The 12,087-nt window shown below is 64.0% G+C and carries 11 protein-coding genes, 1 tRNA gene and 1 pseudogene; 5 read left to right on the top strand and 8 right to left on the bottom strand.

The window, feature by feature from the left end; all coding sequences use genetic code 11:
• Positions 1-260 (top strand): annotated as a pseudogene (locus tag C0456_RS09380) (hypothetical protein); the annotation flags it as partial.
• 256 nt (positions 261-516) lie between these two features.
• On the opposite strand, the gene C0456_RS09375 reads toward C0456_RS09380, so the two are convergent.
• Positions 517-2,142 carry a DEAD/DEAH box helicase gene (locus tag C0456_RS09375; RefSeq protein WP_367179235.1) on the bottom strand — a complete coding sequence of 542 codons (1,626 nt, stop codon included), beginning with the start codon at positions 2,140-2,142 and terminating at the stop codon, positions 517-519.
• 154 nt (positions 2,143-2,296) lie between these two features.
• Positions 2,297-2,905, bottom strand: coding sequence for a superoxide dismutase (locus C0456_RS09370; protein WP_291050914.1), 609 nt, complete (start codon positions 2,903-2,905; stop codon positions 2,297-2,299).
• Between the two features lie 67 nt (positions 2,906-2,972).
• On the opposite strand from C0456_RS09370, the gene C0456_RS09365 reads away from it, so the two are divergent.
• The 4 genes from C0456_RS09365 to C0456_RS09350 all read left to right on the top strand — a co-directional run bounded on the left by C0456_RS09365 (position 2,973) and on the right by C0456_RS09350 (position 6,381).
• A complete protein-coding gene (locus tag C0456_RS09365) occupies positions 2,973-3,623 on the top strand; it encodes a squalene/phytoene synthase family protein (protein WP_291050911.1) in 651 nt (216 codons plus the stop codon).
• Positions 3,624-3,834: 211 nt separating this feature from the next.
• On the top strand, positions 3,835-4,443 hold the full coding sequence (locus C0456_RS09360) for a helix-turn-helix domain-containing protein (RefSeq protein ID WP_291050909.1): 609 nt from the start codon (positions 3,835-3,837) through the stop codon (positions 4,441-4,443).
• 26 nt (positions 4,444-4,469) lie between these two features.
• Positions 4,470-5,846, top strand: coding sequence for a glycosyltransferase (locus tag C0456_RS09355; RefSeq protein ID WP_291050908.1), 1,377 nt, complete (start codon positions 4,470-4,472; stop codon positions 5,844-5,846).
• Between the two features lie 4 nt (positions 5,847-5,850).
• Entirely contained in the window at positions 5,851-6,381 is a 531-nt protein-coding gene (locus C0456_RS09350) for a c-type cytochrome (protein WP_291050906.1), read from the top strand.
• A 61-nt stretch (positions 6,382-6,442) separates the two neighbouring features.
• On the opposite strand, the gene C0456_RS09345 is transcribed toward C0456_RS09350, so the two are convergent.
• The 6 genes from C0456_RS09345 to C0456_RS09320 form a co-directional block, all read right to left on the bottom strand.
• Positions 6,443-7,405, bottom strand: coding sequence for a lysophospholipid acyltransferase family protein (locus C0456_RS09345; RefSeq protein WP_291050904.1), 963 nt, complete (start codon positions 7,403-7,405; stop codon positions 6,443-6,445).
• A gap of 19 nt (positions 7,406-7,424) precedes the next feature.
• On the bottom strand, positions 7,425-8,411 hold the full coding sequence (lpxK, locus tag C0456_RS09340) for a tetraacyldisaccharide 4'-kinase (protein ID WP_291050901.1): 987 nt from the start codon (positions 8,409-8,411) through the stop codon (positions 7,425-7,427).
• The gene (locus C0456_RS09335) at positions 8,408-9,697 is read right to left on the bottom strand and encodes a glycosyltransferase N-terminal domain-containing protein (RefSeq protein ID WP_291050898.1); all 1,290 of its coding nucleotides are present in this window, start codon (positions 9,695-9,697) and stop codon (positions 8,408-8,410) included. Before C0456_RS09335 ends, lpxK begins: the two co-directional genes overlap by 4 nt.
• Positions 9,694-10,437, bottom strand: coding sequence for a lysophospholipid acyltransferase family protein (locus C0456_RS09330; RefSeq protein ID WP_291050896.1), 744 nt, complete (start codon positions 10,435-10,437; stop codon positions 9,694-9,696). The genes C0456_RS09335 and C0456_RS09330 overlap by 4 nt, the downstream gene beginning before the upstream one ends.
• 89 nt (positions 10,438-10,526) lie before the next feature.
• Positions 10,527-10,601: transfer RNA gene (locus C0456_RS09325), tRNA-Val, on the bottom strand.
• A 713-nt stretch (positions 10,602-11,314) separates the two neighbouring features.
• On the bottom strand, positions 11,315-12,028 hold the full coding sequence (locus tag C0456_RS09320; RefSeq protein ID WP_291050894.1) for an HAD family hydrolase: 714 nt from the start codon (positions 12,026-12,028) through the stop codon (positions 11,315-11,317).
• Positions 12,029-12,087 lie beyond the last annotated feature (59 nt).

Raw genomic sequence — 12,087 nt, 5'->3', positions numbered from 1 at the left:
GCAAATGGGGCCATATCCACATCGTCCAGGTCGGCGACTCGTGGCGCGCTTACAAGAAACCCAAGGCGGTGAAACCGAGTTGGGATGATCCCGTCTGGGAATCGAACATTGCGCCAAACCTCGTTGGCGTTTTCAAGGAGGACTCCAAAACTCCTCCAACGGACGAAACCTCTCTATCGGGCGCTGTCCTCCTCCCCCGCGCGCGGGTGAGGTGCCCCGAAGGGGCGGAGGGGGGAGCCCCACACCCCGACACCTCCTAGCCTCAAGCAACCCCACCCCAACCCTCCCCGCAAGCGGGGAGGGGGCAAGTCGCGCCCTGGGGAAAAGCCGCCCTCCGCTGAAACTCAACGCCCGCCCCACCACGCAACACGTCCCCTCCCCCAGACATGGGGGGCTGCGAAGAAAAGCAATCGCACCGCGATTGCCCGAGCAGCGGGTGGGGGCACCTCTCAGTAAGAACACAAAACCGGCTGCGCCCAGAGAGCGCGGCCGGCTGGAAGTGCTGCAGGAAACGTCTTAGCGTTTCAGGAAGGCCGGAATGTCCTTGCCGAAGCCGACCACGCGGTCGGGCGCCGGTTCCAGGATCAGGTCGTCATCCTTGCGCTTGTAATCGCGCTGCGGGCGGTCGCGGTCGCGCTCGCGCTTCTCGCCGCGGGGCTGCTCATCGCTCCGTTCACGGCGTTTTTCATTGCGGGCAGGGCGCTCGCGGCGGGGCTTTTCCTGAACCGGAACTTCTGCCGCTTCTGGAGCTTCCACCGCTTCGATCGCAACCGGTGCTTCGGCAACGGCCACATCGCCATCTTCCGGCTCGCGGCGGCGCGGGCTGCGCTTGGCGCGGTCGCTGCGCTCGCTGTTGCGGCCACGGGCGCTGCTGCGTCCGCCCCGCTCGCCGCGGTCGCGGTCACGCCCGCCCTTGCGGTCGCGCTTTTCTTCCGGCGGAAGCGTTTCAAGTTCCTCAAGCAGGCCTTCCGGCATGAATTCCGGAACGTCCTTCTTGATCATCTTCAGAACAAAGCCCCAGGACTTTTCGTCCGCAGGCGTCACAACCGTATAGCTCTCGCCGGTGCGGCCGGCCCGGCCGGTGCGGCCGATGCGGTGAACATAGTCTTCATCCTTCGGCGGCGGGCCAAAGTTGAACACATGGCCCACATCCGGAATGTCCAGTCCGCGCGCGGCCACATCCGAGGCAACGAGCAGTTTCAGCTTGCCATCGCGGAAGCGCTGCAGCGTTTCGGATCGCACGCTTTGCGGCAGGTCGCCATGGATCGGGGCGGCGTCATGGCCATGCTTGGTCAGCGAGGCGGCAACGATGTCCACCTCGACCTTCCGGTTACAGAAGACGATGCCGTTCTTCACATTGGTCGCTTCGATCACGCGGCGCAGCGCCGTGCGGCGGGCCTTGCCGTCATTGGTCGGCAGCTTGACCACGAATTGCGAGATCGTCTCGGCGGTCTGCGCCGGGCGCGTCACTTCGATCTTCTTCGGGTCTCTCTGGAAAGTCTTGGCAAGGCGCTGGATGTCCGCCGGGAAGGTGGCAGAGAACAGGAGCGTCTGGCGGTTGGCCGGCAGCTTGGTGCAAATCTTCTCGATGTCCGGAATGAAGCCCATGTCGAGCATCCGGTCGGCCTCGTCGATGATCAGCGTTTCAACGCCCATCATCAAGAGCTTGCCGCGATCGAACTGGTCCATCAGGCGGCCCGGCGTTGCGATCAGCACGTCCACGCCGCGCTGAAGCAGGGTTTCCTGATCCTTGAAAGAAACGCCGCCAATCAGCAGCGCCATCGTGAGCTTGAGGTATTTGCCGTACTTCTCGAAATTCTCGGCCACCTGCGCGGCAAGCTCGCGCGTCGGGCAGAGGATCAGGCAGCGCGGCATCCGCGCGCGGGCGCGGCCGGTGGAAAGGCGCTGGATCATCGGCAGCACGAAGGCGGCCGTCTTGCCGGTGCCCGTCTGGGCAACACCGGTCACGTCTCCGCCCATCAGGATATGCGGAATGGCTTCGCGCTGGATCGGGGTGGGGATGGTATAGCCGGACTCGATAACGGCTTTGAGGATGTTTTCGGCCAGGCCGAAGTCCGCGAATGTGGTCTCAGTCAAAGGGGTAGTCTCCGGGATGTCTGGTTGATTTGCCCGGCCGCCCATATTGGCGGCTCTGTCCTGCAGCTGCTGATCCCCATGACCGGCAAGCCGCAGCCGGGCGAATCCCATGCCCGGAGCGTTTGATGCGGAGCCTTTACAGCAAAAACGCCCGCCGGGGAAGGGCGGGCGTTATGATTTGTGTAAATTCAAGAAAGGCTTAGGCTCCGGCGTCGGCGAGGTTCTGGTTCACGAAGTCCCAGTTCACGAGGCTGTTCAGGAAGGTGTCGATATAGTCGGGGCGCCGGTTCTGGTAGTCCAGATAATAGGCGTGCTCCCACACATCCATCGTCATCAGGGGCGTGGTGCCCTCTTCGGTAAGGGGTGTTTCGGCGTTCGGCGTCTTGGAGATCACCAGCTTGCCGCCCTTGTAGGAGAGCCAGGCCCAGCCCGAGCCGAACTGCGTGGCGCCGGCCTGTTTGAACTCTTTGACGAAGTTGTCATAGCCGCCAAGGTCGCGCTCGATCAGCTCGGCCACCTTGCCATGGGGCTTGCCGCCGCCACCTGGTTTCATCGAGTGCCAGTAGAAGGTGTGGTTCCACACCTGGGCAGAGTTGTTGAAGATGCCGGCCTTGGATTTGTCGGCGGCGGAAATCTTGATGACTTCTTCCAGCGACTTGCCGGCAAGGTCGGTGCCTTCGACAAGGCCGTTGAGGTTGGTCACATAGGCCTGATGGTGCTTGCCGTAGTGGAAGTTCAGGGTTTCTTCCGAAATGTGGGGGGCAAGGGCGTTGCGGGCGTAGGGCAGGTCGGGGAGGGTGAAGGCCATGGCGGTGTCCTCTTTGCGCAGGTTTTGGTCTCTTTCGCTCGGGAGCGGTTTCGCACATATGGGGGCCATGTCAAACGAGACCAGACCCCTGACCCAAACCCCCTGGGAAGAAATTGATAAAAGAGTCCGCCGGGTAGACGAGGACCGCTGGATTTCCAGCCGGTTCGCCCCGGCCACCGAACGCCGCGCGCTGATCGCGCTCTACGCGCTGGCTTACGAACTTGTCAGGGTGCGCGAGGCGGTTTCGGAAGAGACGCTGGGGCTGATCCGCTTCCAGTGGTGGCGCGAGGCGATCCAGGAAATCGCGGACGGCAAGCCCCCGCGCGGGCATGATGTGTGCCTGGCGCTTGCTGAAGAGATTGCTGCAGGACGGCTGAAACCCGGCGCGCTGCAGAAGCTGGTCGATGGCTACCAGACCGCCTTCCTGGAGAATGACCGCGCGCGCGAGCCTGAAGGCTGGCTTGGCCTGACGGCGGCCAATATCCTGATCCCGGCCCATAACTGGGCAGGCGACCTGCAGGCGGTCGCCGCTGCCTATGCCGCCGCGCGCCGCCACGCGTCCAAGGCGTTTGGTCCGATTGTCTCGCCCGCGCCCAAACAGTTGCGCCCGGCGATCGCCCATTACCGGCTGCGCAAGCTCTACTGCGAAGGGAAGAAACCCAACCCCTTCACCAAGCGGTTTTCGATCATGAAGGCGATCAATACCGGCGAGGTCTGACCCGGCCCGAAAAGCGTGGACAAGCCCGCTGAAAATGCGGGGATAAGTCTGCAAAAAACTCCAAGAAAAACTCCAACGGCAGGCCCAAAAACTCCAACCAGGCTCCATCGCAGCGCCTGCGCGGAGGCGCGTTTGCGTGCCGCGACAAAAATTGATGTTAGTGCCCCTAAAACGAATTGCGTTTTGCAAATTTCGTGTTATACGCACTAACATGAATACGACGACTTCCTCCAAGACTCGCAAGCGCGCCTATAACCAGACCGCGCGGGCCGAAGCCGCAGAAGCGACTGCGACCCGCATTGTCGAGGTGTTCCATCATCTTCTGATGACGGAGTGGTATGACAGTGTGAGCCTCGACCATGTGGCCAAGGCGGCCGGTGTGACTGTGCCGACCGTGCTGCGCCGGTTTGGCAGCAAGGAGGGCTTGCTCGTGGCCGTCCGCGACAAGATGCAGATCGAGACGGATGCGCGCCGCAGGGTGACCCCCGGCGATGTTGAGGCGGCCATCGAGGTGATCATCAGCGACTATGAAGAAAGCGGCGACATCATGCTGCGCATCCTGGCTCAGGAAGACCGGCTGCCCGCCCTGAAGGAGCTGGCAGATTTTGGCCGTGTGCAGCATCGCCGGTGGATCTCGGAAACATTCAGCCCGCAGCTTTCGGTGATGAAGCCGGCCGCCCGGGAACTTGCCATCGACAGCCTCATGACGGCGCTCGATATCTATGTGTGGAAGGTGCTGCGGTGCGACCGTGGCCGTTCCCGCAAGGAGGTCTCGCAGGTCATGGGGCAGTTCGTGAAATCAATCCTGGCCGGGCAATGACGCCCGCCTGACACTGGAGACAGACGATGACCGGCTCGGAAAGAGAGTCGTTCCTCCTCGCGACGTTCGAAGGAGGCGGCGCCGTTGCGCCTTTTGTTACCCTTGCGCGCCAACTGATCGCGCGGGGGCATGACGTCCGTATCATGAGCGATGCCTGTAACCGCGGGGAAGTGGAGGCCGCCGGGGCGGAGTTCGTTTCCTGGAACGCGGCGCCCAGCCGTCCGGCCCGCGGGAGGGAATATGAATTCCTCGACGATTGGAATGTGGCAACGGCATTTGAGGGCTTTTGCCTGGCGGTCGAGAAAATGGTCGTCGGCCGGGCCGAGGATTTTGCCGCCGACATCCGCGCGGAACTGAAGCGGCGTCCCGCCAGCCTTGCGGTGATCAACGATATGATCCTCGGCGCCATGATGGGCTGCGAGGCCGAAGGCCAGCGTTTTGTCGTGATGTCATGCAATGTCTGTGCTTATCCCATCATTCCGGGCATTCCGCCGATGGGGCCCGGCCTTCCGCCTGCGACAAGCGACGAGGAGCGCCGCCAGCACGCGGAGATTGCCGCCGGGGCGATGAGTGTATTCGACAGTTATCTGGATACGTACAATCTCCAGCGGGCGCGTGCCGGGCTAGCCCCGCTGGAGCGTCTGACCGATCAGCTATATGCCGCTGAAAAGTTCATTCTTGCCACCTGCGAGACCTTTGACTTTGCGCCCGAGACCTTGCCGGACTTTATCGCCTATGGCGGCCCGCTGCTGGATGACAATGGCTGGAGCCATCCGTGGACCAATCCGTTCCCTGAAGATGATACGCGGCCTCTGGTTCTGGTCAGCTTCTCGACTACATTCCAGAATCAGGCAGGCCTTCTTCAAAAGGTGATGGACGCTCTGGCGCCTTTACCGGTGCGCGCGGTCGTGACGCTGGGCGGGATCATCCGCGAGGCTGAAGTGCGCCCGGCCCCAAACACTACCGTGGTGCATTCGGCCCCGCATAACCTGCTGATGAAGCAGGCTTCGCTGGTCGTGACGCATGGCGGGCACGGCACCGTAATTAAGGCGCTGATGCACGCCCTTCCGATGCTGATTATCCCGCAGGGGCGCGACCAGAATGACAGCGCCATCCGGGTTACCTGGCGCGGCGCCGGCCTGTCGCTTGATCCACAGGCGGGCACCGGGGCCATCCGCGATGCGCTTAGCCGGCTGCTCAGCGAACCGGGCTTTGCCGAGGCCGCAGCCAGCCTGGCCGGGCGCATGACAGCCGAAGCGGCAAGGCGTGATCTTGCCGGGATGGTCGAGAAAATCGCGGGCGAGGGGCGGGCGCTGCCGCCCCCGGCGATGGCTTCTCTTCGGGAACATACTATGACGGGCGGGCTCTACGAAGCGCGTCCTGGGACATCACAAGGAAACTGACCCCATGAAATACAGGATGTTTGCAGCGGGCCTCTGCCTGCTGACGGCCGCTTGCGGCCAAAAGGAAACTCTGTTTGCAGACGGCGCGCCGCAGGTGAAGGCCGTCTCGGAGATCGAGGCAGGCGCCTATATCGCCGATATTGGTGGCTGCCATGACTGCCACACGCCCGGCTGGGCACAGAATGGCGGCGCGGCGCCCGAAGACGTGCTGCTGACGGGCGTGCCGGTTGGTTTCTCCGGTCCCTGGGGCACAAGCTATGCGTCGAACCTGCGCCTCTCTGTGGAGGCCGCGACCAGGGAGGGCTGGGTGGTTGCGATGAACAATCGGGATGGGCGCCCGCCGATGCCCTGGTGGACGTTGCACCGGATGAGCCCGGAAGATCTGGGTGCTCTGTATGCTTACATTGCATCCCTGGGGCCTGCAGGCGAGCCGGCCCCGGCGCCTCTGCCGCCGGGCACTGTGCCCGAAACGCCGTTCATCTGGTTCGAGCCGGTGGGGCCTGAAGCCTTCCCGGCCGCAGCGGTCACACAATAGGGAACACCGGAAATTTTTTGCGGATTTCACAAGGGGGCGGCGTGGCCGGGCGCACCCATTTTTAGGTGATGCCCGCTGCCTTCCAGGCTTCCTTGGGCCAGCGGCGGTGTTGCCAGAACCATTGGCCGGGATGGGCGCGGACCTGGGCTTCGATGAAACCCGTGATACGCTCTACCGAGCGGCGGACATCGGCTTCCTGGTCGCCGGTGTCTTCCGGAATGAAGGGGTCATGGAACTCAATGCGGAAGCGGGCCGGGCCGGTGCGCGTGGTGGAAACCGGCACGATCGGCACCTGGTATTTCAGGGCGAGGCGGGAGGGGCCAGGCGCCGTCATGGCTTCATGGCCGAAGAAGGGGACGGCGATGCCTTCATTGAACTTCTGATCATTCATCAGCGCGATGGGCGAGCCTTTGGCGAGGGCGCGCATCAGCTCCCGCGTGCCGATGCCCTTGGGCGCGTTGACGGCGGTGCCGTAATCATGGCGCAGGTCGGCGATGCGCTTGTCGATATGCGGATTGTTCAGGGCACGGTAGGTCATCACGGCATGGGGGATGCGCTTGGTGATGGCCGCCGGCATGATTTCCCAATTGGCGAAATGGCCCGAGATGAAGACCGCGCCCTTGCCGCTGTCACGGATGCCATCGAGCACATCAAGGCCGATGATCTCGACTCGGCCGGAGGTGTAGGGATCAATCCTTGGCAGGTGGGGCAGCTCGCCCGCCGTGCGCCCGGCGCTTTCCCAGGCGGCCATCGCTGTCTGTTCTAGTTGGGTCTCGCTCCACTCCGGAAAGGCGAGGCGGAGGTTACGGCGCATCGTCTTGTGCTGGGAGAGGAGCGGGCCGATCTTTTTCACCAGCCAGCCGCCGAAATCGGACGCCTTGTCCGGTCCCAGCATCTTCATCGGGCCCCAATAGATGAGATCCCAGGCGATGGTCTCCAGCCGCCACTGCAGCCGCTGGCCGAAGCTGGCGCGGTTATCAATGTCCTTCGGGCGGACATAGGCTTTGGGGGTCTGGTCATTCATGGGCGGCGTCAGCTTTCCGTCAGCTTTTGAAGAGCGGCGCGAGCACCGCGTCAAGCGCTGCGGTATCCTCGAACATTGCGGTAACCGGCCAGGCGTGGATTTCCTGCCGCACTTCGGGCGGCAGGCGGACATGATCCTTGGTCGTGGTGACGAGGCGCGCGCCATGATCGCGGGCGAGGCTGCGCAGGAATTTGAGGTCGCCTTTGCCATAGGGGTGATGATCGGCGAAGGGCACCGCATCGGAGACTTGGCCGCCCGCCTCTGACAAGCTGTCAAAGAATTTCTGCGGCCGGCCGATCCCGGCGAAGGCGACGAGGGGCCCGCGTGGCGGGGCCTCGGCCGGGGCAAGACGGGCGCGCAGCACGGGCAGGCCGCTGGCGGCCACCTCGCGCGGCACCGGACCTTCGCCCATCAGCACGACGGCATCGGCGCGCGAGAGGCCTTCGGGCACCTTTTCCCGCAAGGGGCCCTTGGGCAGCACATGGCCGTTGCCGAAGGGCGCGCCCGCATCGATGACGATGAAGGTGAGATCTTTCTTCAACGAAGGGTTCTGGTGGCCATCATCCATGACGATCACGTCTGCGCCCGCCTCCGCCATGGCGCGGGCCGCTTCCGGGCGGTCCCGCCCGATCCAGGCCTCGCCGGTGGCCGCAAGGAGGAGGGGTTCGTCGCCCACTTCGCGATAGGTGTGGCGGGCCTCATCAACCTTCAGAGGGCCGCGCTCTCTGCCGCCATGGCCGCGTGAGAGGCTGGCGGCGCGCAGGCCGCGCGCAGTGATCCGGTTACGGATGGCTTCGGTGACAGGGGTTTTTCCCGCCCCGCCGGTGGTGAGGTTGCCGATACAGACGACCGGCACGGGCGCAGCTTCGGGAACGGCGCGCGCGAGCTTCCGGCGCAGGCCCCAGAGATAGAGCATCGAGAAGGGCGTCAGCAGAAGGCGGGTGAGCGGGGCTGCTTCGCGGGATCTCGGATCAAGGCCCGCCGACCAGAAATACGGCGCTCTCACCGCTGGCTCTCCCAGGCGCCATCATTGCCTTCCAGCAGGGGCCTCGGCACCAGCGGCAGCAGCACGCCGAGCGTCAGCAGCATCGGCTCGTCAGCTTCGGCGGCGAGCTTGGCCAGCGCGTCTTCCGGAACGGGCGGAGGTGCCTGCAGAAAGGCGTGCAGGGCGGCGGGGCCATCGACCGTGTGGACGAGGCCGCTTGCCTCAAGGCTTGCCATCAGGTCTGCGAAGTTATGCACACGCGGGCCGGTGGCAACCGGGCGGCTGAGGCGGATCGGCTCCAGCGGATTATGCCCGCCGACGCCTTCGGCATGGCCGCCGCCAAGATAGACTGCGTCCGCCAGGCGCAGCCAGGTGCCCATCTCGCCCATCGTATCGGCCAGCAGAACGCGGTCACGCTTGTCAGGCTGGACGCCCTTGGCGCGGCGCGCATGGCGCAGGCCGCGCTGTTTCAGCAGGGCTTCGATCTCGTCGCCGCGCTCGGGATGGCGCGGGGCGATGATGAGGGCGGCATCTTCATTCAGCGCAGCGGCGGCATCGAGGAAAAGTTCCTCCTCACCCGGATGAGTGGAGGCCGCCAAGAGACAGCGCCGCCCGGCGATGAAATTGGCGGCGATGCGCGTCATCTCCACCTCATTGGCGCTCGGCGGGGGCAGGGCGGATTTGAGATTGCCGGCCGCGCGCACCGGGCGCCCCAGCAGGCTTTCCAGGCGCTGGCCTGTGTCGAGGTCAGCGGCCAGGACAATGTCGAAATTTCCAACGAGCTGGCGGAAAAGCCCGCGCACCTTCTGCCAGCCTTCGGCGGATGTCTGCGTCATGCGGGCATTGACGAGCGCGGTGCGCGCGCCGGATTTGCGGGCTTCATGGATCAGGTTTGGCCAGATCTCGCCCTCGGCGAAGACGCAGAGGTCCGGCTTCCAGTGCTGGATGAAGCGGCGGGCAGCCTGGGGCGTGTCGAGCGGGGCCATGGCATGGATGGCATTATCCGGAAGGAGGGGCCCCAGAATGCGGGCGGACGTGACGGTCTGGCTGGTGAAGACCAGCATAAGGCCGGGGCGCGCGGCAATCATGCGGCGGCCGAGTTCCAGAAGCAGGCCGCTTTCCCCGACACTGGCGCCATGCAGCCAGACCAGCGGGCCGGGCCGGCGGGGCGGCAGGCGCTTGGCGTAGCGCTCATGCAGGCGCAGATAGTCTTCCTTGCCCTTGCGCGCCCGGCCGCTCAGCACGAGGCCGAGGAAGGGCGAGGCCGCATAGGTGGTGAGCCGGTAGGCGAATAACGCAGGCGTCATTCCGTCATAAGCTCCGGCCTGGCGGGTTGTACGGGATAGCCAGCGAGCCTTTCAGCCCGCAGGGTTGCCTCATCCATGCCGCGTTGCAGCGCGTCTTGCAACGCCTCGGGCGATGCCTCGCGGGGGCAATCAATCAGCGGGCCGAAGACAATGGCGCCGCGCGTGAAGGGCAGGGGGATGATGAACCGGTCCCAGCTTTTGAGGCGCGGGGCAGGCCGGGTGGAGAGGGCATAGGGCAGAACGGCGGCGCCGGTGCGCTGGGCCAGGGTGACAGCGCCCTGGCTGGCGATGCGGCGCGGGCCGCGCGGGCCGTCCGGCGTCATGCAGACATAGCCGCCCCCGCGCAGGCGGCGGCCGGCTTCGGCGATGGCGCGCATGCCGCCCTTGTCCTTGTTTGTCTTCTTCTTGTTGCCGGTCGAGCCGCGTATGACATCCAGATCGAGGTGTCTGAGGGCACGGGCGACGGCCTCGCCATCGGGCGAGAGGGAGATCATCATCGCGGCGCGGCCGCGTTTCTCCGGCCAGTGGCGCACAGCCCGGTTCCATCCCGAGGGCATCAGCAGGATGGTTTCATGCCAGCAGGCAACGATCAGGCCGGGCTGCTGGGCGGCCAGCGCGGCGCGCACCTCGGCTTCGCCCTCAATGGTCCAGCGCACCGTGCGGCCGACCAGCGCCATCCAGGCCCAGATGAGGAATCCAAGCACGGCAACAACAGGGGCAGAGCGGAAAAACGCTTTCATCGGGCGGCTTATACTGCGCTTCGCGCGCCGCGCCATTGTACAGTTCAGAAAGGCGAAAGAACCGGGAAGAACGCGGACGGAAAGGGGAATGGTGGGCGATACAAGGTTCGAACTTGTGACCCCTGCCGTGTGAAGGCAGTGCTCTACCGCTGAGCTAATCGCCCGACCGCGAGCCGGGTGGGTAATCTTGCTTCAGGAGGAGGTCAAGCACATATCGCAAGGCAGCTGCGAGATAGGCGCAGGCCGGTTTTCGTGGTTAAGTACGGAAAAGTGGACGCATAGATTGTCGGTGAAGCCATGCGGAATTGCATGATGCGAGGGCCGGGGCGTGAGTTATACTTCCTATGAGGGTAGATTGCGGTGAGCGCAGCGATTGTGCGGCAAGCCTGCAAACGGTTGCAATTAAACAGGCAATACCCCAATCAGGATTATAAGATGAACGCCAGATGAATGGTCGTTCACGATGAATATTTGTTCATCTTCGTAGTTTAAGAAAAAGTTATATAGAATTACCCTTGAGAAACCCTGCAAACATTGTCATCTACCGGACATACACAGACGGGCCGGCAAGGTCCGCGTGATGAACCTTAAGAAGGACAGGCACAGATGGCCCCTATCGGGCTGTCTCAACTTCAAGAACGATAAGATCGCCTGGAGAGAGCAGAGTGAAAGACTGGTGTGACGAAGAAGGCGCGAAGCGCCTCCGTGAAAAAATAAATTCGTATTGGGCAGAACGTGGTTACGAAGTCGATGTCGACCTCGTGGACGCAGGTTTTGTTCCCGCGATGCGGAGCGCACGCTGCGACGTACGTTCCAACATGGTCAATGGCATGCCGCGCCGCCGTGCAGCCGGTGAGGTTGGGTCTTCTCGCCCGACTTACCGTCCGCGCAACGAAGCGACGGCTTGATCCCTCAGGACTGACAAGGCTGGCAACAATTGAGAATAGTGGCCGATGACTGCATCGGGCGCGATAGTTTCGAGTGTTTCAGCCTCGTAGCCAAAGGTCACGAACAGGAAGGGCAGCCCGGCATTCCGGGCTGCCCTTTCATCTGTCCGGCTGTCGCCCACGAACAGGGCGCGCGCCGGGGTGCCGCCCGCCGCGCGGACGGCTTCGAACACATGATCCTGGTGCGGCTTGCGGTTGGTTGCCCGGTCAGCGCCGAGGATCGCGGCAAAGCGGCCGGTGAGGCCAAGCTCACCGATCAGCCGCTCGCTCAGATCCTGCCGCTTGTTGGTGCAGACGCAGAGTGTGGCGCCCGCATCCAGCAGGGCGTCCAGCGCCTCGACGCAGCCGTCAAACGGGCGCGAGCCCACGGCGATATTCTCGATATAATAGGCGATGAACCGGTCAAAGGCGGCGTCCATTTCGGGCGCGGGCAGGGTGACGCCATGGACGCCGAAGCCGCGTTCCATCATCGCGCGGGCGCCATTGCCAATGAGGGTCGCAACCGTCGGCAGGTCGACCGGGGCAAGGCCTGCATCTGACAGCACATGGTTCAGCGCGCCTAGCAGGTCGGGCGCGGTGTCAACGAGCGTGCCGTCAAGATCGAAAGCGACCGTCCAGCCCTCGAAGCTGCCCTTTTCCGCCATGCCAGACCCTCCTTCGCCCTCGCCAAGATGCGGGGTTTCGTCTAGGCGAAGGGGCAGAG

Origin of the sequence: Hyphomonas sp. (assembly GCF_013823385.1) — a bacterium.
Taxonomy (GTDB): domain Bacteria; phylum Pseudomonadota; class Alphaproteobacteria; order Caulobacterales; family Hyphomonadaceae; genus Hyphomonas.
This window is presented reverse-complemented; position numbering and strand designations above follow the sequence as displayed.

Bases quoted from the DNA above. Each gene is read 5' to 3' on its own strand.
- C0456_RS09360 (WP_291050909.1), top strand. From the start codon at position 3,835: ATGAATACGACGACTTCCTCCAAGACTCGCAAGCGCGCCTATAACCAG.
- C0456_RS09350 (WP_291050906.1), top strand. From the start codon at position 5,851: ATGAAATACAGGATGTTTGCAGCGGGCCTCTGCCTGCTGACGGCCGCT.
- C0456_RS09320 (WP_291050894.1), bottom strand. From the start codon at position 12,028: ATGGCGGAAAAGGGCAGCTTCGAGGGCTGGACGGTCGCTTTCGATCTT.
- C0456_RS09365 (WP_291050911.1), top strand. From the start codon at position 2,973: ATGTCAAACGAGACCAGACCCCTGACCCAAACCCCCTGGGAAGAAATT.
- C0456_RS09330 (WP_291050896.1), bottom strand. From the start codon at position 10,437: ATGAAAGCGTTTTTCCGCTCTGCCCCTGTTGTTGCCGTGCTTGGATTC.
- C0456_RS09375 (WP_367179235.1), bottom strand. From the start codon at position 2,142: ATGGGCGGCCGGGCAAATCAACCAGACATCCCGGAGACTACCCCTTTG.
- C0456_RS09335 (WP_291050898.1), bottom strand. From the start codon at position 9,697: ATGACGCCTGCGTTATTCGCCTACCGGCTCACCACCTATGCGGCCTCG.
- C0456_RS09355 (WP_291050908.1), top strand. From the start codon at position 4,470: ATGACCGGCTCGGAAAGAGAGTCGTTCCTCCTCGCGACGTTCGAAGGA.
- C0456_RS09345 (WP_291050904.1), bottom strand. From the start codon at position 7,405: ATGAATGACCAGACCCCCAAAGCCTATGTCCGCCCGAAGGACATTGAT.
- C0456_RS09370 (WP_291050914.1), bottom strand. From the start codon at position 2,905: ATGGCCTTCACCCTCCCCGACCTGCCCTACGCCCGCAACGCCCTTGCC.